Genomic DNA, 19,312 nt, shown 5'->3' with positions numbered 1-19,312 from the left:
CAACAACGGCCGGAATGCGTATGCAGATCCGGCCGTTTTTCTTTTGCGGTGCGCCCGATCAGCGCTGGCTCTCGCGCCAACGCCTGAGCCAGCCCAGCCCCTCGCTGGTGCCGGCGCGCGGCCGGTACTCGCAGCCGACCCAACCGTCGTAGCCCAGCGCATCCATCAACGTGAAAAGGTGCGGGTAGTTCAGCTCGCCCGCATCCGGCTCGTGGCGATCGGGCACGCCGGCAATCTGCACATGGCCGACATCGGCCACGTACTGCTTGAGCTTGACCGACAGGTCGCCCTCCATGATCTGCGCGTGGTACAGGTCGAACTGCACCTTCAGGTTGGGGACGCCGACCTCCTTGCACACCGCGTGCGCTTGCGCCTGATGCGTGAGGAAGAAGCCGGGCATGTCGCGTGTGTTGATCGGCTCGAGCACGATGGTGATACCTGCACCCGCAGCCTCGCGCGCGGCATAGGCGACGTTGCTCACGTAGGTGGCCTGATGGCGTGCGCGGTCGGCGCCGGTGGGCAGCAGGCCGGCCATCACATGCAGGCGCGTGTTGCCGAGCACCTGCGCATACTCCAGCGCTGTCGTAATGCCACGCTTGAACTCGTCTTCGCGCCCGGGCAGTGAAGCAATGCCGCGCTCGCCGCTTGCCCAATCGCCCGGCGGGGCGTTGAACAGCGCTTGTGCGAGACCTGCATCGTCCAGGCGGGCACGGATGTCCGCGCGGTCAAAGTCGTAGGGAAAGAGAAACTCCACGCCCTCGAAGCCATCTTTTGCCGCGGCGGCAAAGCGGTCGAGAAACGCGTGCTCCTGATACATCATGGACAGGTTGGCGGCAAAGCGCGGCATGGCAAACCTCGGAAGACGATAGCGACAACGGTAACGATAGCGATAACTTAGCGGCCCTTGCCCAGCTCCACGGCAAACTTCACCAGCTCCGCCTGGCCCTCGATGCCGAGCTTGCGCTTGAGGTTCAGGCGGTGCGACTCCACCGTGCGCACGGAGAGCCCGAGTTCGTCAGCGATGCGCTTGTTGGCGTAGCCCTTGGCGATGCCATCGAGGATGTCGCGCTCGCGCGGTGTGAGCGCCTCCACGGGCGTGGGCATGATGGCCTGCTCGGCCATGCGCATCGCCAGTTGTGCGCTGTAGAAGGCACGGCCAGCCAACACCGCATCGATGGCGTCGACCAGTTCGCTGGCGGGCGCATCCTTGAGTACATAACCACGCGCACCGGCGCGAATCACCTGGCGCACGTACTCCAGGTTGTCGTGCATCGACAGCACGAGCACGGCAATCTCCGGAAACTGCTCGGCAAACTTTTCGGTGAGCGCGATACCGTTCATGCCACGCATGCCGATGTCCATCAGCGCCAGATCGGGCGACAGCGTGCGTGCGGCTTCGAGCGCGCCCTGCGCATCGCCGGCTTCGCCCACCACTTCGAAATGCGGCACGGCCTCCAACCGCACGCGCACACCATCGCGCACCAGCGGGTGATCATCAACGAGAAGCAGTTTGACGGGCGTGTTCATGCGGATGTGGATGCGACGGCGGAAGCCAGTTGAGCGATGACAATGTGCGGTAGCACGGCGCAGACCTCCGTGCCGTGCACGTCGGAAACAATGGTACAGGTGCCGCCCAGCGCAGCCATGCGCTCACGCATGTTGCGCAGGCCGATGCCGTGCTCGGGGTCGACCTGTACGGACTCGACATCGAAGCCCGAGCCGTTGTCGCGGATGGACAAGCGCACGGCATCGATGTCGTTCTCCAGCAGCACGCCGATGCGCGTGGCATGCGTGGCGTGGCGCTCGACGTTGGAGATGGCCTCCTGGGCGATGCGGAACAACGCCGTGTTGCAGGCATCCGGCAACTGCACGACCGGCCCGGCGAGCTCCAGCGCGATGGCGAAACCCGGTTGGCGGTCCTCATGCGCTTCGCGCGTTTCGCGCACGAGCAACTCCAGCGCAGCCGCCAGGCCCAGGTCGTCGAGCAGCGCAGGGCGCAGGTTGTGCGACACGCGCCGCACCTCGCCCAGCGCGCCGTTCAAGCGATCGAGCGCGCGGCGCAGCATGCTGGTGGCCTTGTCGGTGGCGGCCGCTTTTGCAGGCTGCGCTTCCAGATGACCGTGCGCCGTTTCCAGCAGCAGCTTGGTCGACACCAGCACCTGGCTGATGCCGTCATGCAGCTCACGCGAGACGCGCGCGCGCTCGTCTTCCTGAGAGCGCACCACCTGCTGCGCAAGCTGGCGCAACTTGGCGTCCGCCTCACGATGGTCGCTCACGTTGAGTGCCAGGCCGCTGCCGGCCACCAGCAGGATGCTGATGGCCGCGATGGCCACCACCCACGCAAGCGTCTGGTCGATATTGGTCTGCGCACGCTGATCGATCTGGCGCAGGGTCTGCTCGATGTCATCCAGATAGAGGCCGGTGCCGACCATCCAGCCCCACTTCGGGATCGGCTCGACATAGCCGAGCTTGGGCACGCTCTGGTGCGTGGAGGGCTTGTCCCACATGTAGCGCACGAAACCGCCACCATTCTGCGCAGCCGCGACCAGCTTCTGGATCGTGGGCTGCCCGCCAGCGTCGGTCAGGTCCCACAGGTCACGGCCGACCAGCTCGGGTTGGCGCGGGTGCATGAGGTTGCGGCCGCGCATGTCGTAGAGGAAGAAGTAGCCGTCGGTGCCGAAGTCGAGGCGGGCAAGGGTGCGCATGGCTTCATCGCGCGTGGCCTCATTGTCGCGGCCGGACGCGACCAGCGGCGCGATGGCGCTCTGCGCGAGCTTCACATAGGCCCGCAGCTCGGTCTCCTTGGCCTGCAGGTAGGCGGACTCCACCAGTTGCCGCTCATGCTGCGCCAGCGCGATCGACTGGTGCCGCACAGTCAGCATGATCGCCAGCATGGCGATGGTCAGCGGCGCAACAGCGAGCAGCAGGATCTTCTGGCGGAGCTTCATGGCAGGGCGCGACACCTTGCATTGCAACATCGTAAGGTTCGGGCGCGAATTCGATTGGGAATCACGTGGCCTGCGTAGTACTACGGACAGATGCTGCGTAGTCCTCCGCTTGTGGCACAGGGTGGGGCTGGCAAATACTACACGGCCTCGCCGTCCGGCCAAATCCGGCCAACGGACTGCGTGCAAACCTTGCCGACGACGCGAGAGCGACAGGATCGGCAGGACCAACCCGCAGGGATGGGCCCACATCCCGCATTCAGCAACTTCGACCAAGGTTCGAGGAGACCGACATGAGCTTCGTCAGGCAACACCTGATCTGGCTGGTCGTCGCCATTCTTGGCGCGTCTGCCTTTGCCACCGTTGCGCTTGCGCGCGGCGAGGCAGTCAGCGCGCTGTGGGTGGTGGTGGCCGCCGTATGTATCTACCTGATCGCGTATCGCTACTACAGCCGCTTCATTGCCGACAAAGTGCTCGGCCTGGACGGCACCCGCAAGACGCCCGCCTGGCGTCATAACGACGGGCTCGATTACGTTCCCACCAACAAGTACGTGCTGTTCGGCCACCACTTCGCGGCCATTGCCGGTGCTGGCCCGCTGGTCGGCCCCGTGCTGGCCGCGCAGATGGGCTATCTGCCGGGCATGCTGTGGATTCTGGCCGGCGTGGTATTTGCCGGCGCGGTGCAGGACTTCATCGTGCTGTTCATCTCCACCCGCCGCGACGGGCGCTCGCTGGGTGATCTGGTGAAGAGCGAGATGGGCACCGTGCCCGGCGTGATCGCGCTGTTTGGCGCGTTCCTCATCATGATCATCATCCTGGCCGTGCTGGCGCTGATCGTGGTGAAGGCGCTGGTCGGCTCGCCGTGGGGCACCTTCACGGTGGCCGCGACGATTCCCATCGCGCTGTTCATGGGCGTGTACGTGCGCTACATCCGCCCGGGCCGCATCGGCGAGGTGTCGATCATCGGCTTCGTGCTGCTGATGCTCGCCATCATCGGCGGCCAGGCGGTGCATGAGAACGCCGCGCTCGCGCCGCTGTTCACGTTCGACGGCAAGGCGCTGACGTGGATGCTGATCGGCTACGGCTTTGTGGCCTCGGTACTGCCGGTGTGGCTGCTGCTGGCCCCGCGTGATTACCTGTCGACGTTCCTGAAGATCGGCACGATCATCGCGCTGGCCATCGGCATCCTGATCGTCGCGCCGAAGATGCAGATGCCGCAGCTCACGCAGTTTGCGGCCGGCGGTGGCCCGGTGTGGTCGGGCAACCTGTTCCCGTTCCTGTTCATCACGATTGCGTGCGGCGCGGTGTCGGGCTTCCACTCGCTCATCTCGTCGGGCACCACGCCCAAGCTGCTGGAGAACGAAACCCAAGCGCGCTTCATCGGCTACGGCGCGATGCTGATGGAATCGTTCGTCGCCATCATGGCGCTGGTGGCCGCCTCGGTCATCAACCCGGGCGTGTACTTTGCGATGAACAGCCCAGCGGCACTGGTGGGTGCCACGCCGGATGTGGTGGCGCAGACGCTGTCCACCTGGGGCTTCGTCATCACGCCGGACGTGCTGATCCAGACGGCCAAGGACGTGGGTGAGAACACCATCCTCGCCCGTGCCGGCGGCGCCCCGACGCTGGCCGTTGGCATGGCGCACATCCTGCACCAGGTGGTGGGCGGTCAGGCCATGATGGCCTTCTGGTACCACTTCGCGATTCTGTTCGAGGCGCTGTTCATCCTCACCGCCGTGGATGCGGGCACGCGTGCGGGCCGCTTCATGCTGCAAGACTTGCTGGGTACCTTCGTGCCGGCACTAAAGCGCACGGATTCGCTGGTCGCCAACCTGATCGCCACCGCCGCGACGGTCGCACTGTGGGGCTACTTCCTGTACCAGGGCGTGGTCGACCCGCTGGGCGGCATCAACACGCTGTGGCCGCTGTTCGGCATCTCCAACCAGATGCTGGCGGCGATTGCGCTGACACTGGGCACCTGCGTGCTCGTCAAGATGAAGCGCGACCGCTACGTGTGGGTGACGCTGCTGCCGACCGCATGGCTGCTGATCTGCACGCTCACGGCCGGCTGGCAGAAGCTGTTTGATCCGGACCCGAAGATCGGCTTCCTGGCCCACGCCAACAAGTACGCTGGCGCGATTGCCGAAGGCAAGCTGTTGGCTCCGGCCAAGTCGGTGGCGCAGATGCAGCAGATCGTGCTGAACGACCGCATCGACGCCTTCCTGTGCGGCCTGTTCGTGCTGGTGGTGGTCAGCATCGGTTGGTACGGCGTGCGCACGGTGCTCAAGGCGCGCGCGGCCAACCGCCCGACCGCCAACGAAACGCCGTACGAAGCGCTGGGCGCATAAGGCCCAGCACCGTGGAAGCGGCATGCCACGTGCGTGCCGCTGTCTTGCAAGGAGCACCCACATGCGCGAAGAAATCGAAACCCTCGGCCGCTACCTCGGCCAGGCAATGCGCCTGATGGTGGGCGTGCCGGACTACGACACCTACGTGCGCCACATGCAGGAGACCCATCCCGGCCAGCCCGTCATGACGTACGAGGAGTTCTTCCGCGAACGCCAGGACGCGCGCTACAAGGGCCGCGTGGGCCGTTGCTGCTGACGGCGAATCAAACGCTGCAAAAACAAACCGCCGGTGCATGAAGCCATGCCCGGCGGTTTTTTCATGTGTGCGCTACAAGGATGGGCGCGCCGCCGTGGGCGGATCGCCATGCTTGGCCCGATAGGTCTTCTCCACCAGCTCGCGCAGCTTGCCTAGCGCGCCCACGTCGCCCTGCGCGGCGGCACGGCCGTACCAGGTCTTGGCCTGCTCGACGTCCTGCGGCACCACGCCTGGCTCGCCGCGCTCGTAGTAGCTGCCGACAATGTACTGCGACGGTGCATCGCCACCTTCGGCGGCCTTCTTGTACCAGGTGAAGGCGCGCTTGTAATCACGCGGTACGCCCCGGCCGGTGAAGTAGTTGGTGGCCAGCGCGCGCTGCGCCTCGACATGCCCGCCGACGGCGGCACGCTCGTACCACTTGTTGGCCTCTTCCACGGAGCGCGGCACCAGCTCGCCGCGCTCGTACAGCTCGCCGTAGGCAAACTGCGCGTGGGTCATCTGGTTATCAGCGGCGCGGCGCAACCATTTGACGGCCTCTTCGGGGCGGGCGACGGTACCTTCGCCGCGCATCAGCATCATCGCGTAGTTGAATTGCGCGAGACGATTACCGCGTTGCGCGGCCTCGGCAAATTCGTCAAAGGCGTGACCGAAGTCGTTCTGCTCGTAGTGCGCGATGGCGATTTGCGTGAGGGCGGCGGCATCGCTGTGGGTCTCTGTTGGTGAGGACGCGGCCAGCGCCGGCAGCATCGCAGCACTCGCCACCAGGGCAACGACCGTCCGCAGCATGCGTCGTGTGACTGATATGCCCATCACGTGCTCCTCACCGGAAGATGGTCGAGTGTACCGCGGCGCCCCGTCTCGCGTTGGCATGGCGCAGGCGCACGGACGGACGCGAGCTGATTGCCGTGGCAATCAGGCTGCACGCACCCGGTACACCGCGACGCTGCCACGCCAGTTGGCGCCCCAGCGCACGACGCTGCCTTCGTGTAGCACGACGCGATCGAGAATCAGCAGCCCCACCTTGGACGCCAGCACTTCAAAGTCGCGGATCGTCAGCACGCGCACGTTGGGCGTGTCGTACCACTCATACGGCAATGCTTCCGACACCGGCATGCGCCCGCGGAAGATCGACAGCCGATGCGGCCAATACCCAAAGTTCGGGAACGACACGATGCACTCGCGGCCCACGCGCAGCATCTCGCGCAGCACCTGTGCGGTGTTGTGGATGGTCTGCAGCGTCTGCGAAAGGATGACCGTGTCGAAGCTCTTGTCTTCGAACAACGCCAGGCCGCCCTCAAGATTCTGCTGGATCACCTGCACGCCCTTCTTGGCGGCTGCCAGCACACCGGCGTCGTCAATCTCGATGCCATAGGCCTGTACGTCCAGCTCGTCCTGCAACACGCGCAGCAGGCTGCCATCCGCACAGCCCAGGTCGAGCACCGTGGAGTTCGGCTCGATCCAGCGCGCGATAGCACGGAAATCCGCACGGTCGGCCAGGATGTTGGGCACAGCGGCGGGTGCGGCGGCGTTCTGCGCGCTCAATGTTTCGGTGGTCATGCGCCGATCTCCTGGGCGATGCGTTCGTAGTAGGCACGCACCAGGGCGTGGTAGCGCGCGTCTTCCAGGAGGAAGGCGTCGTGGCCGTGCGGGGCTTCGATCTCGCCGTAGGTGACGCGGTGCTTGTTGTCGAGCAGTGCCTTGACCAGCTCGCGGCTACGCGCGGGGGCGAAGCGCCAGTCGGTCGTGAAGCTGACGACGAGGTAACTGGCCTGCGTGTGTGCCACCGCCTTGGTCAGGTTGCCGCCATGGGCCAGCGCGGGGTCGAAGTAATCCAGCGCGCGCGTGATCAGCAAGTACGTGTTGGCGTCGAAGTACTCGGCAAACTTGTCGCCTTGATAGCGCAGGTAGCTCTCCACCTGGAACTCGACATCGAACGAGAAGCGGATGTCTTCCGCCTTGAGCTCGCGGCCGAACTTGGACGCCATGTCCTCGTCCGACAGATACGTGATGTGGCCGATCATGCGCGCCACGCGCAGGCCGCGCTTGGGCTTGACGTTGTGGGCGTAGTAATCGCCGCCGTGAAAGTCGGGGTCGGACAGGATCGCGCTGCGCGCCACCTCGTTGAAGGCGATGTTCTGCGCCGACAGCTTGGGCGTGGAGGCCACCACCACGCAGTGCCGCACGCGCTCCGGATACATCAGGCTCCACGCCAGCGCCTGCATGCCGCCGAGGCTGCCACCCATTACCGCCGCGAACTGCTGGATGCCAAAACGATCGGCCACGCGGGCCTGGGCGTTCACCCAGTCTTCCACCGTCACCACGGGGAAGCGTGCGCCGTACGGGGCGCCCGTCTCCGGGTGCGGGCTCATCGGGCCGGTCGAGCCGAAGCACGAGCCGAGGTTGTTCACCCCGATGACGAAGAAGCGGTTGGTGTCCACCGGCTTGCCGGGGCCGACCATGTTGTCCCACCAACCAACTTCACCTTCCGCATGCACACCCGCCACATGGTGCGAGGCGTTGAGCGCGTGGCAGATGAGCACGGCGTTCGAGCGATCGGCATTGAGCGTGCCGTAGGTCTCGACCATCAGGTCGTAGCCGGCGAGCTGCGTGCCGTTGCGCAGCGGCAGCGGCTCGGCAAAGTGCATGCGCTCGGGCACAACCAGGCCGATGGCGTTGGCCGGTTTGGCCTTGTGTGCCGCTGGAGGAGGGGTCTCGGTCACTGCCGCAGCATCTGCGGAGGCCGCCTGAAGTTCTGTCATGGCACCAAAGAAAAAACCCGACCGGCAACGCTGATGTCGCAACCAATCGGGTTCTCATGTGGCGCACGTGGGGCACTTACCTTCACTACCCACGTTCTGACCGAACCTCTTTAGCCGCATTTGTAATGAGAGCCCTGAGCCACATTCGTGCCATCAAGACTCCCGCGCGCCCGCAAGCCAGTCGTCAAATCGGCGCGTCAGGAAGTGGTGATTATAGAGCAAGCACCGAACGATGCGGCCGTGCCGTTGTGTCGTCTCGTGATGCTCTGTCGAAACAGCGACGCCGCCCTCGAATTGCGGATGCTGGCCGGCGTCTACCGCACGGTGAGTGATCTCACCAACGCTCTGCGGTTGCCGCTCGAAGGCTTTGCGCGGCGCTTTCCTTCCACGGAAAACGCCCCGGCCTGAGCCGTCGCAGCAAAGGGAGGTTCGACCGGGGCGCGCGCCGCCTGTTGTTACTCACGCGTTTGCGGGCTGGGCGGTGAGCACCGTGCGCTTGCGCTGGTTCAGCCAAGCCGCCACGAACACAAGCGCAGCGAGAATCGCCGTGGCAATCACCTCGGTGCGCAGGCCCGGGAGGATCAACATGGCCAGCAGCACTCCACAGATGAAGAGGATGACTGCCCACGTCAGCCACGGGAACAGCCACATGCGCAGCGGTGTGCTCACCCCAGACGCATCCAACGACGCGCGCATGCGCAGTTGCGAAATGGCGATCGCCATGTACACCAGCAGCGCAATCGCCCCCGACGTAGCCAACAGGAAGGAGAACACCTGCTCCGGCATCACGTAGTTGGCAATGACCGTGAGAAAGCCGAACGCGGTGGAGGCCAGCACGGCTGCACGCGGCGTGCCGTTGGCATCTGTCCGGCGCAAGGCGGCCGGCGCATCACCGCGCACCGACAGCGAAAACAGCATGCGCGACGCCGTGTACAGCGCCGAATTCAGGCAGCTCGCCACCGACACCAGCACGATCACATCGACGATGGCCTTGGCATGCGGCACGCCAATCAATTCCAGCGCACGCTGGTAAGAGCCATGCGCCGCCAGCAGCGGATCGTTCCACGGTACCAGCGCCGTCACCACGAAGATCGAGCCCAGGTAGAACAGGCAGATGCGCCAGATAACCGACTTGGTGGCGCGCACGATCTGGCGCGATGGGTCAGCGGACTCTGCCGCCGCAATGGTGACGATCTCGGTACCGAGAAAGGTGAACATGGTGGTCAGCAACGCGGCCAACACGGCGCCAAAGCCATTGGGCATGAAGCCGCCCACATCCAGCAGCCGCGCCGCGCCCGACACGCCGGAGCCCGGCAGCAAGCCCAGCACCGCCGCGCCCCCGACCGCCAGGAAGATGACGATGGCCACCACCTTGATGAGCGCGAACCAGAATTCGAATTCGCCGTAGTTCTTGACCGAGAACAGGTTGGTGAACGTGAGCACGAGCGTCACCCCCAATGCAAACACCCAGGTCGCCACATCCGGAAACCAGGCATTGAGGATGAGCGCTGCAGCCGTGGCCTCGATCGGGATCACCAACACCCAGAACCACCAGTACAGCCAACCAATGCTAAAGCCGGCCCAGTGCCCGATGGCTCGGTCGGCATAGGTGGAAAACGAGCCAGTATCCGGATGCGCCACGGCCATCTCGCCCAGCATGCGCATGACCAACACCACCAGCAAACCGGCGATGCCATACGCGACAATGGCTGCCGGCCCCGCTTTGGCAATCGCGTGTCCCGAGCCCACAAACAGACCCGCACCGATCACGCCTGCAATCGACAGCATGGTCACGTGGCGCGGCTTCAGGCCCGAACTCAGACCGGTCTTTGATCCTGTCATGTCTCTTCCTTGATGCTGCATTCCCCCGGGGTTGGGTGGAAATGACAACGGCCGGATTCTAGTGTCCGGCCTGTCGTCAGATGTACCGCGTATGGAGATTTAACCCAGCCCAGCCATGTTGATGTACTTGATCTCCAGGTACTCGTCGATGCCGTACTTCGAGCCTTCGCGGCCCAGGCCCGATTGCTTGATGCCGCCAAACGGCGCTTCGGCCGTCGAGATCAACCCGGTGTTGACGCCGACCATGCCCGACTCCAGCGCCTCCGACACGCGCCACGCGCGGCCCAGGTCACGCGTGTAGAAGTACGCGGCCAAGCCGAACTCGGTGTCGTTGGCGGCGGCCACGGCTTCGTCTTCCGTGTCGAAGGGGATGAGCGCGGCCAGCGGGCCGAACGTCTCTTCGTGCGCAACCAGCATGCCCGGCTTGGCATCGACCACAACGGTCGGCTCGAAGAACGCACCGCCTTGTGCGGACAGCGCATGCGGCTTGCCACCCACCAGCACGCGGGCACCTTGTGCGACGGCATCGTCCAGATGCTGACGCACCTTGTCCATCGCACGCATGTGGATCAGCGGGCCCTGCTGCACGCCGGGCTCGGTGCCATTGCCCACGCGCAGCGCACGCACCGCATCGGCCAGCTTGGCGGCAAACGTGTCGTAGATACCGCGCTGTACGTAGAAGCGATTGGCGCACACACAGGTCTGGCCGGCGTTGCGGTACTTGGCGATCATCGCCCCTTCCACCGCCGCATCGACATCGGCATCGTCAAACACGATGAACGGCGCGTTGCCGCCCAGTTCGAGCGAGAGCTTCTTGATGTCTTCCGCGCACTGGCGCATCAGCAACTTGCCGACACCGGTGGAGCCCGTGAAGCTCAGCTTGCGCACGATGGTGTTGGAGGTCAGCTCACCGCCAATGGCTTGCGAGTCGCCCGTGATGACGGAGAGCAAACCCGCCGGCACGCCCGCACGCGCGGCCAGCTCGGCAAAAGCCAGCGCGGAATAGGGCGTCTCAAGCGCCGGCTTGACCACCATCGAGCAACCTGCCGCCAGCGCCGGGCCCACCTTGCGCGTCATCATCGCGATCGGGAAATTCCATGGCGTGATAGCGGCCGTCACACCGATCGGCTCCTTGGTCACGACGATTCGGCGATCGCTCTGCGGCGCGGGAATCGTGTCGCCGTACACGCGGCGCGCCTCTTCGGCAAACCACTCGATGAACGAGGCGGCGTAAGCGATCTCGCCAGCGGCTTCGGGCAACGGCTTGCCTTGCTCGGCCGTGAGGATGGCAGCGAGGTCTTGCTGGTGGTCCATCATCAGGTCGGCCAGCTTGCGCAAGATCTTCGAACGCTCACGCGCCGGCACCTTGCGCCAGGCGCGCTGCGCAACCTGTGCGGCGTCGATGGCGCGGCGCGTTTCGGCTACGCCCATGCCGGGCACGGTGCCGATGGTGCGACCGGTGGCGGGGTCGGTCACATCGCGCGTAGCGCCGTCATCGGCATCGGCCCACATGCCGGCAAGAAACGCCTGCGTGCGCCACAGGCCCGGGTCTTTGAGCGCGATCGGTGCAGCCGGTGCGCTCGGCAAATCAGTGCGGGTCATGCTGTCAGCCCTCCAGTGCGCGTTGCAGGATGGCAAGGCCCTCTTCGAACACGGCGTCTTCGATCGTGAGCGGGAACAGGAAGCGGATCACGTTGCCGTACACGCCGCATGACAGCAGCAGCAGGCCGGCGTCGAGCGCACGTTGCTGCACGCGCTTGGTGAAGTCGGCGTCGGGCTTGCCGTCCGGCGTATTGAACTCCACAGCAACCATCGCGCCCACGCCACGCACTTCAGCGATGCGCGGCTGCTTGGCCTTCATGGCATTCAGCGCATCGACCAGACGTGCGCCCAGCGCGGCGGAGCGCTCGCACAGTTTTTCATCAGCGATGATGTCGAGCACGGCATGGGCGGCGGCCACGGCCAGCGGATTGCCGGCGTAGGTACCGCCCAGGCCACCGGGGGCGGGCGCATCCATAATTTCCGCACGGCCAGTGACGGCGGACAACGGCAGACCGCCGGCCAGACCCTTGGCCATCGTCATCAGGTCCGGCAGCACGCCGGTGTGCTCCATGGCAAACAGCTTGCCGGTGCGCGCAAAGCCGGTCTGCACTTCGTCGGCAATCATCACGATGCCGTGCTCGTCGCACAAGGCACGCACGGCGCGCACGAAGTCGGCAGGCATCTGGTAGAAACCGCCCTCGCCCTGCACCGGTTCAAAGATGATGGCGGCGACTTGGCGCGGGTCGATGTCAGCCTTGAACAGGCGGCCGATAGCGTCCAGCGAATCCTGCGTGCTCACGCCATGCAGCGCGACCGGCGCCGGCACGTGATAGATGCTGCCCGGGAACGGACCAAAGCCCGTCTTGTACGGCACGACCTTGCCCGTGAGCGACATGCCCATGAACGTGCGGCCGTGGAAGGCGCCCGTGAGCGCGATCACGCCCGGACGACCGGTGTGTGCACGGGCGATCTTGACGGCGTTCTCAACGGCCTCGGCGCCCGTGGTGAAGAACGCCGTCTTCTTGGCGTGCGTGCCGGGCGTGGCCGCATTCAGGCGCTCCGCCAGTTCGATGGACGAGCCATATGGCACGATCTGATACGCCGTGTGCGTGAAGTGGTCGAGCTGCTCACGCACGGCCTGCACCAGGCGCGGATGACGGTGCCCCGTGTTCACCACGGCAATGCCAGCCGCGAAGTCGATGTAGCGGCGGCCCTCCACGTCCCAGAACAGGGCGTTCTCGGCGCGCTCGGCGTAGCGGTCGGTCATCACACCCACGCCACGCGGGGTGGCAGCGAGGCGGCGGGCATTCCATTGGGCGTTCTGTTGCGGCGCTTGTTGCGGATCTCGGGCGTTCATGGCGTTGGGGTGCGTTGGGTCAAAAAAGATGCGATGGAGGCCAGTGTGGCAGCCATTGGCCCCGTACAATGAGACCCAATCGTGTTTTTCTGATGGAGCCACTTTGGCTCCACAACCTGCCATGGCCGAGCATTCCCCCGCCCACCGCGCCAGCATGCTGGTGGACTACCTGCAGCGCCGCTTTGACCGCGCCGATGCCAGCGGCGAGCCCGATCACCGCCGCCTGTATCGCGCGCTGCAGGAGGGCATCCTGCGCGACGAGCTGCAGCCCGGCACGCGCCTGCCATCGTCACGCCAGTTGGCAACCGAGCTGGGCATTGCACGCAATACGGTCATCCACGTGTACGAGCAGTTGGGCGTGGAAGGCTACGTGTCGGCAGGCGTGGGCAGCGGCACCTTCGTCGCCGATACCGCACCAGACCGGCTGGACGCCACGCCTGTGCCAACGGCCCCCGCTGTTGAGGTTGCGGAAGCTGCTGCCCCCATCGCACCGATGCTCTCCACGCGAGGCCGCGCCCTGGTGCGCGATGCGGGTGCCAGCTCACGCCAATGGGGTGCCTTCATGCCGGGTGTGCCGGAGGTGCGGATGTTTCCGGCACGCATCTGGTCGCGGCTGCACAACCGGTTGCTGCGCAAACCCTCGCCCGCGTTGCTGACGTATCCGGTGGGCGCCGGCTACCTGCCGTTGCGCACCGCGCTGGCCGACTACCTGCGCACCGCGCGCGGCGTGCGCTGCGAGCCCGAGCAGATCATCATCACCGCGGGTATCCACCCATCGCTGCAACTCATCGCGCAACTGCTGTGCGATGCGGGCGACAGCGCCTGGATTGAAGACCCCGGCTACTGGGGCGTGCGCAGCGTACTCACCGCTGCGGGCATCCGCACCGTGCCGCTGTCGGTGGACGATGAAGGCATGCGCTTTGATGTGCCGACGTCCGTGCCCGCACGCACGCGCCAGCGTGGCAAGCCGCCCAAACTGATGGTGGTCTCGCCCTCGCACCAGTACCCGCTCGGTTCGGTGATGAGCCTGGCGCGCCGCCGCGCGCTGCTCGCCACCGCACACGCCACCGACGCGTGGATCGTCGAAGACGACTACGACAGCGAGTTCCGCTACGGCAGCCGCCCGCTACCATCGCTGCAAGGTCTGGATGAAGGCGGGCGCGTGCTCTACATGGGCACGTTCTCCAAGGTGCTGTTCCCAAGTCTGCGGATCGGCTATCTGGTGGTGCCGCCGGCACTGGCCGATGCCTTTGCGACGGGGCTCTCAGAGATGTTCCGCGGCGGCCAGATCCTCACGCAGGCGGTGCTGGCGGACTTCATTGCGGAGGGCCATTTCGTCTCGCACATCCGGCGCATGCGCGGCGTGTATGCGGAGCGGCGTGAAACGCTGCTTGCTTCCATCGCCAACGAGTTTGGCGAGTCGCTGCCCGTGCATGACGGTGCATCGGGCCTGCATCTCGTGCTGGGGCTTCCCGCGGGTACCAACGATGTGGCCGTGGCCGATCTGGCGCTCGCCAACGATGTCGTCACGCGGCCGCTCTCGCGCTACTACCAGGACGACGCGCGCCGCCAACCGGGCCTGCTGCTGGGCTACGGTCACGTGGAAACCGAACACATTGCCGCGCGTTTTCACACGCTGGCGGAGGCGGTGCGAACGATCGGTTGAGCGCACAAAAAAGCCCCGCATCTGCGGGGCTTTTTCTTGGGCGAGTGGCTCAGGCCAACACCACCCGCAACTGCGCCTCCACGCCCTCCATCGGCGATTTGCGGAAGCCGCTCTTAGCATACCGGTGCCAGCGCCCCAGCACTACGCAGACGATCAGGTTGGCGCGCGACGCGATGTCGGTATCTGCGGGCCACGCACCCTGCGTCACCGCCACGCGCAGGCTCTGCTTGAACGAGGCCTCGATGCGGTCCAGGCACTGCGCCATTCGCTCGGGCAGGCGTTCGTCCTCGCCGACCAGCGCCTCGCCCACCAGCACCCGTGTCATGCCCGGGTTCTTGTCAGCAAACGAGAGCAGCATGTGCGCGATGGCGTGCGCCTGGCGCAGGCCGTGCTCTTCGCGCAGGGTGATCTGGTTGATGAGGCCGAAGACGGTCTGCTCGATGAATTCGATCAGACCCTCGTACATCTGCGCCTTGCTGGCGAAATGTCGGTACAGCGCCGCTTCGGAAACATCCAGTTTGGCAGCCAGACCCGCTGTAGTGATCTTCTCGCCACGCGGCTGTTCGAGCATGCCCGCCAGCGTCTGCAGGATCTGCACGCGGCGCTCGCCCGGGCGGGGGCGCTTGCGTACGGGTGTGGCTTCAATAGGCGCTTCCGTAGCCAGCTCGGCCGTCGGAAACCCCGTTTGCGCGTTGCTCATGACTTCCTGGCCCCTCTCCCGTTCTGCACGCGGAAACCATGCAACAGCCTAGCCGCGTCGAACAAGCCTTCGTTTTAGTTGAAGCACCGATTTTACTTTCACGCTGACATAGCCGGGCCGGTTGGCGAACAAAATCGGTGCGGCGGCCGGCTGATGTGGTGAATTTGCACGGGCGCCCATCGCCGCCACTTGCATTGGATGCAAAGCCTCGGCAGCCGATTGCGATGACAGCGCCGCAGACGGCGAAACCACCCCAGGCGCCACACGTCGGAGATAGCCCGTCACCCACACGGTGCCGATGCCCAGCTTGCGGTAGCGCTTGAGGTGCGAAAGCGTGTCTTCCACCAGGATGGCGCGCGACGGCGCAATGCGCTCACGCGCCAGCAGCCGGCGCAGCATCAGCGGATCGGGTTTCGGGCGCAGGCGCCGGTGCACCCACATGTGCTCAACGGCGATCTCTCGGGCAAACGCGCGCTTGAGGCCGATCAGCCGCACCACCTCGCGCGCATAGGCGACGGGGGCGTTGGTCAGGAGGATCTTGCGCCCAGGCAGCGCACGCAGCAGTTGGGCCAGGCCGCGTTCGGCGCGCACCATGGCGCGCAGGTCGTCAAACGTGTGGGCCTGGGCAAGAAAGTCATCGGGGTCGACACCATGGTGGCGGACCATGCCGAGAAGGGTGGCACCGTAGCGGCGCCAATAGTCCACACGCACCTGGCTGGCGGTGGCGTCATCCGTGCCAAGCACGCGCGCCACGTAGGCCGTCATCAGCCGGTTGATCTGCGGAAAGATCGCGTGCGAGGCATGGTGGAGGGTGTTGTCGAGGTCGAACAGCCAGACCGGCTGTTGTTTGGGCGGCGTTGGCGCCACCACCTCGCGTGGCCAGGCGTGCGCGCGGCGCGCCTGAGCCACCCGGGTGTGTCGCATCAGTGCGAGCGGATCATCGTGCCGAACGCCTGTTCGGTCAGGATTTCCAGCAGCAGCGAGTGCTCGATACGGCCATCGACGATGTGCACCGAATTCACGCCGCTCTTGGCCGCATCCAGCGCGGAGGAGATCTTCGGCAGCATGCCGCCCGAGATCGTGCCGTCGGCAAACAGCTCGTCGATCTCGCGCGCCGACAGGTCGGTCAGCAGGTTGCCCTGCTTGTCCATCACGCCTGGGATGTTGGTCATCATGACCAGCTTCTCGGCCTTCAGGATCTCGGCCATCTTGCCGGCCACCACATCCGCGTTGATGTTGTAGGCCTGGCCTTCGTCCGAGAAGCCGATCGGCGAGATGACGGGGATGAACGCGTCGTCCTGCAGCGCCTTGACCACGGCCGGGTTGATCGTCTCGATGTCGCCCACGAAGCCGATGTCGATGAATTCGCCCGGCTTCTCGCGATCCGGCATCTTCAGCTTCTTGGCGCGGATCAGGCCGCCGTCCTTGCCAGTCAGGCCGACTGCCTGGCCGCCATACTGGTTGATCAGCATGACGATGTCCTGCTGGACTTCGCCGCCGAGCACCCATTCGACCACTTCCATGGTCTCCTCATCCGTCACGCGCATGCCCTGGATGAAGGTGCCTTGCTTACCGACCTTCTTCAGGGCTTCATCGATCTGCGGGCCGCCGCCGTGCACCACCACCGGGTTCATGCCGACCAGCTTGAGCAGGATCACATCACGCGCGAAACCGTGCTTGAGCTTCTCTTCCGTCATGGCGTTGCCGCCGTACTTGATGACGATGGTCTTGCCGTGGAACTTGCGAATGTAAGGCAGAGCCTGCGCGAGGATTTCGGCCTTCACCGGCGGCGCAATGTGCGCGAGTTCAGGGTCCAGGCCAGCAGGGTCGGGGGCAGCAGCAACAGAAGCGTTCATGTCGGAGACATCCGGGATTGAGCGGATTGGGGCGGGTATGATGGAGCGCCGAATGTCGCGTGCGACACAAAAGCGTTGCAGCCCATTTTCGGCAGGCGCGATTTTACAAGAAAAGCAGGCGCGGTCTGATGGCACACCTTGCGTATCGACCGCACCGTTGCAGACACAGAACACCATTCATCCGACATGGCCATCGCCCCCGATCAGCTCAACGCCCTGCGCCCGCACCTGCTGCGCTTTGCGCAATTGCAATTGCGCGATACGGCACTCGCGGAAGATGTGGTCGCCGACACCATCCTTGCCGTTCTGGAGCACCCCGAGCGGTTTGCCGGCAATGCATCGCTCAAGACGTACGTGATCGGCATCTTGAAGCACAAGATCATCGACGAGATTCGCTCGGGGCGGCGCGAAGTGCGCGTCTCAATGCTCGCCGGTGGCACATCGGACGAAGCCGACCTGCGCTCCGACGAGGCCATCTTCGATACGCTCTTTGCTGCCGACGGCCACTATGTGACGCCGCCGTCCGACTGGGGGAACCCGGATGCGGCGCTGTCGCGGCGGGAATTCTTCGACATCCTGCAGATGTGTGTCGATCACCTGCCGCCGCGCGTGGGGCGCGTATTCATGATGCGCGAGTGGCTGGAGCTGGAGACCGACGAAATCTGTCAGGAATTGGAGATCACCGCGACCAATGCTTGGGCACTGCTTTACCGCGCCCGTATGCGCCTGCGCGAGTGCCTGGATCTGCACTGGTTCGGCAACCAGCCTGCAGCCGCATAGGCCGTATTACAGAGGAACACCATGCCGAACCGTTGGGGAAAACTCACCTGCAAGGAAGCACACCGCGTGCTGGTCAGCAGAATGGACCGCGATCTGAGCACCGGCGAACGCCTACGCCTGCACGCGCACCTGTTTGTGTGTGATGCCTGCACGCGCTTTTCGCATCAGATGGGGGTATTGCGCAGCGCCATGCACCGGCTGGGGCAGGATGACGATGCAGGAGGCGGGCGCCCGTGAGCGCACCCTTGGAATCGCCGAATGCCAACACCGCCTGCGCAATCTGCGGGGCGGCGCTGCGCTGTGGCGCCATCGGTGATAGCACACAGCCAGACGCAACCTGCTGGTGCATGACGGAAGCGAAACTGCCCGCCAGTGCGCGGCGCCCTGGACAGGGCTGCCGCTGCCAGCATTGCCTGCGCGAGGCGATCGCACACGCGCGAACCGCGTCGGAATTGAACTGATTAGTCGTTGCTGTCGTCGTCCACTGTGCGCAATGCGCGGCGGACGTCGGCCCGACCGCGCTGACGCTCAGCGTGGCCGCCTTCGGTGTGGGCGCCGGCTTTACGGCCGCGCGCGAGCGGCACCAGGAAGTTGCGCGGGCGCGCTGTGCCAGCCTTCGTGGAAGGCTCGATGCGAAACGTCAGTTTCTGGCGAGTGCCAAGCGTCTTGTTAGCCATGTCGGATCTCTATCTCCGTCGGCCCGCTGCAGCACCCGCCTCGAGCCATCAATGTTTGTGTTCGCCGCCGCTTTGGTCATGACCGTGGTTCATGGCGGGCATATTGCCGGCGGTCAGGTCGCGCACCTTCGCATCCACCTTCTGCTCGACGACGCGCTTGTCGGCCAACTCCACCTTGAGCGTGATGGGCACAGTGGTGTCCTTGGACAGCGGCTGCTTCAGGTCCATCAGCATCACGTGGTAGCCACCCGGCTTGAGCTGCACGGACTGCCCCTTGGGCAGGTCCAGCGACGGCACGGCGCGCATGCGCATCACGTTGCCTTCCATCTTCATCTCGTGGATCTCGGCCGTGCCCGCCACCGGCGTCGACACGCCTACCACCTTGGCGCCATCCGCGGCCTGCAGCGTCATGAAGGCGCCGCTGGAAGTCTGGCCCGGCACGGTGCCGCGCACCCAGGCGTCTTGCACCGTCACCTGAGCGAAGGCGGCAGCGCTGACCAACAGACCGGCAGCCAAAGCGGCCAAGCGGGCAGAAGAACGGATCGATCGGGACTTCATCATGAACAGCTCCTGTCAGGACAAAC

Annotated in this window: 20 protein-coding genes; 6 read left to right on the top strand and 14 right to left on the bottom strand. The window is 65.2% G+C overall.

Features of this window, described 5'->3' with window-relative positions; all coding sequences use genetic code 11:
• Positions 1 to 58: 58 nt before the first annotated feature.
• From otnI to F7R11_RS02635, 3 genes are read right to left on the bottom strand one after another with little or no spacing between them, the layout of a single operon-like run.
• On the bottom strand, positions 59 to 847 hold the full coding sequence (otnI, locus tag F7R11_RS02645) for a 2-oxo-tetronate isomerase (protein WP_064806045.1): 789 nt from the start codon (positions 845 to 847) through the stop codon (positions 59 to 61).
• Positions 848 to 894: 47 nt separating this feature from the next.
• Complete coding sequence (locus F7R11_RS02640) at positions 895 to 1,527, bottom strand: response regulator (RefSeq protein ID WP_064806043.1); 633 nt, start codon at positions 1,525 to 1,527, stop codon at positions 895 to 897.
• Entirely contained in the window at positions 1,524 to 2,948 is a 1,425-nt protein-coding gene (locus F7R11_RS02635; protein ID WP_064806525.1) for a cache domain-containing protein, read from the bottom strand. The genes F7R11_RS02640 and F7R11_RS02635 overlap by 4 nt, the downstream gene beginning before the upstream one ends.
• A gap of 290 nt (positions 2,949 to 3,238) precedes the next feature.
• Here F7R11_RS02635 and F7R11_RS02630 point away from each other — a divergent pair, with 290 nt between their 5' ends.
• Both F7R11_RS02630 and F7R11_RS02625 read left to right on the top strand, forming a co-directional pair.
• Complete coding sequence (locus F7R11_RS02630; protein WP_064806041.1) at positions 3,239 to 5,293, top strand: carbon starvation CstA family protein; 2,055 nt, start codon at positions 3,239 to 3,241, stop codon at positions 5,291 to 5,293.
• Positions 5,294 to 5,354: 61 nt separating this feature from the next.
• Complete coding sequence (locus F7R11_RS02625; RefSeq protein WP_003268276.1) at positions 5,355 to 5,549, top strand: YbdD/YjiX family protein; 195 nt, start codon at positions 5,355 to 5,357, stop codon at positions 5,547 to 5,549.
• A 72-nt stretch (positions 5,550 to 5,621) separates the two neighbouring features.
• Here the strand turns inward: F7R11_RS02625 and F7R11_RS02620 are convergent, their stop codons facing one another.
• The 3 genes from F7R11_RS02620 to metX all read right to left on the bottom strand — a co-directional run bounded on the left by F7R11_RS02620 (position 5,622) and on the right by metX (position 8,308).
• Entirely contained in the window at positions 5,622 to 6,335 is a 714-nt protein-coding gene (locus F7R11_RS02620) for a tetratricopeptide repeat protein (protein ID WP_197495048.1), read from the bottom strand.
• Positions 6,336 to 6,461: 126 nt separating this feature from the next.
• Positions 6,462 to 7,106 (bottom strand): methionine biosynthesis protein MetW, encoded by a 645-nt coding sequence (metW, locus tag F7R11_RS02615; RefSeq protein ID WP_064806037.1) that lies wholly within the window; start codon positions 7,104 to 7,106, stop codon positions 6,462 to 6,464.
• Entirely contained in the window at positions 7,103 to 8,308 is a 1,206-nt protein-coding gene (gene metX / locus F7R11_RS02610) for a homoserine O-succinyltransferase MetX (protein WP_064806035.1), read from the bottom strand. Before metX ends, metW begins: the two co-directional genes overlap by 4 nt.
• A gap of 204 nt (positions 8,309 to 8,512) precedes the next feature.
• On the opposite strand from metX, the gene F7R11_RS02605 reads away from it, so the two are divergent.
• Positions 8,513 to 8,716, top strand: a complete 204-nt coding sequence (locus F7R11_RS02605) for a hypothetical protein (RefSeq protein ID WP_151180500.1) — start codon at positions 8,513 to 8,515, stop codon at positions 8,714 to 8,716.
• A 51-nt stretch (positions 8,717 to 8,767) separates the two neighbouring features.
• On the opposite strand, the gene gabP is transcribed toward F7R11_RS02605, so the two are convergent.
• The 3 genes from gabP to gabT all read right to left on the bottom strand — a co-directional run bounded on the left by gabP (position 8,768) and on the right by gabT (position 13,049).
• Positions 8,768 to 10,150 carry a GABA permease gene (gene gabP / locus F7R11_RS02600; protein ID WP_064806033.1) on the bottom strand — a complete coding sequence of 461 codons (1,383 nt, stop codon included), beginning with the start codon at positions 10,148 to 10,150 and terminating at the stop codon, positions 8,768 to 8,770.
• 99 nt (positions 10,151 to 10,249) lie between these two features.
• The gene (locus F7R11_RS02595; RefSeq protein ID WP_064806031.1) at positions 10,250 to 11,752 is read right to left on the bottom strand and encodes an NAD-dependent succinate-semialdehyde dehydrogenase; all 1,503 of its coding nucleotides are present in this window, start codon (positions 11,750 to 11,752) and stop codon (positions 10,250 to 10,252) included.
• 4 nt (positions 11,753 to 11,756) lie between these two features.
• Positions 11,757 to 13,049, bottom strand: coding sequence for a 4-aminobutyrate--2-oxoglutarate transaminase (gabT, locus tag F7R11_RS02590; RefSeq protein WP_064806521.1), 1,293 nt, complete (start codon positions 13,047 to 13,049; stop codon positions 11,757 to 11,759).
• 154 nt (positions 13,050 to 13,203) lie between these two features.
• Here gabT and pdxR point away from each other — a divergent pair, with 154 nt between their 5' ends.
• Positions 13,204 to 14,715, top strand: a complete 1,512-nt coding sequence (gene pdxR / locus F7R11_RS02585) for a MocR-like pyridoxine biosynthesis transcription factor PdxR (protein WP_064806523.1) — start codon at positions 13,204 to 13,206, stop codon at positions 14,713 to 14,715.
• Positions 14,716 to 14,764: 49 nt separating this feature from the next.
• Here the strand turns inward: pdxR and slmA are convergent, their stop codons facing one another.
• The 3 genes from slmA to argB are packed head-to-tail and all read right to left on the bottom strand — an operon-like array spanning position 14,765 to position 17,271.
• On the bottom strand, positions 14,765 to 15,415 hold the full coding sequence (slmA, locus tag F7R11_RS02580) for a nucleoid occlusion factor SlmA (protein ID WP_048934380.1): 651 nt from the start codon (positions 15,413 to 15,415) through the stop codon (positions 14,765 to 14,767).
• A 48-nt stretch (positions 15,416 to 15,463) separates the two neighbouring features.
• On the bottom strand, positions 15,464 to 16,339 hold the full coding sequence (locus F7R11_RS02575; protein ID WP_064806029.1) for a pyrimidine 5'-nucleotidase: 876 nt from the start codon (positions 16,337 to 16,339) through the stop codon (positions 15,464 to 15,466).
• Positions 16,339 to 17,271 carry an acetylglutamate kinase gene (gene argB / locus F7R11_RS02570; RefSeq protein ID WP_021196928.1) on the bottom strand — a complete coding sequence of 311 codons (933 nt, stop codon included), beginning with the start codon at positions 17,269 to 17,271 and terminating at the stop codon, positions 16,339 to 16,341. Before argB ends, F7R11_RS02575 begins: the two co-directional genes overlap by 1 nt.
• Positions 17,272 to 17,457: 186 nt before the next feature.
• Between argB and F7R11_RS02565 the strand changes: the two genes are divergently transcribed.
• The gene (locus F7R11_RS02565) at positions 17,458 to 18,051 is read left to right on the top strand and encodes a sigma-70 family RNA polymerase sigma factor (protein WP_021196929.1); all 594 of its coding nucleotides are present in this window, start codon (positions 17,458 to 17,460) and stop codon (positions 18,049 to 18,051) included.
• Between the two features lie 21 nt (positions 18,052 to 18,072).
• A complete protein-coding gene (locus F7R11_RS02560; protein ID WP_031330006.1) occupies positions 18,073 to 18,288 on the top strand; it encodes a zf-HC2 domain-containing protein in 216 nt (71 codons plus the stop codon).
• A 224-nt stretch (positions 18,289 to 18,512) separates the two neighbouring features.
• Here the strand turns inward: F7R11_RS02560 and F7R11_RS02550 are convergent, their stop codons facing one another.
• Both F7R11_RS02550 and F7R11_RS02545 read right to left on the bottom strand, forming a co-directional pair.
• Positions 18,513 to 18,728, bottom strand: a complete 216-nt coding sequence (locus F7R11_RS02550) for a hypothetical protein (RefSeq protein ID WP_064806027.1) — start codon at positions 18,726 to 18,728, stop codon at positions 18,513 to 18,515.
• 48 nt (positions 18,729 to 18,776) lie between these two features.
• Positions 18,777 to 19,286: a copper chaperone PCu(A)C gene (locus F7R11_RS02545; RefSeq protein WP_037012527.1), complete on the bottom strand. Its 510-nt coding sequence runs from the start codon at positions 19,284 to 19,286 to the stop codon at positions 18,777 to 18,779.
• Positions 19,287 to 19,312 lie beyond the last annotated feature (26 nt).

The organism is Ralstonia insidiosa (assembly GCF_008801405.1).
Taxonomy (GTDB): Bacteria; Pseudomonadota; Gammaproteobacteria; order Burkholderiales; family Burkholderiaceae; genus Ralstonia; species Ralstonia insidiosa.
Note: the sequence above shows the minus strand (reverse complement) of the source record. Positions and strands in the feature narration are given on the sequence as shown.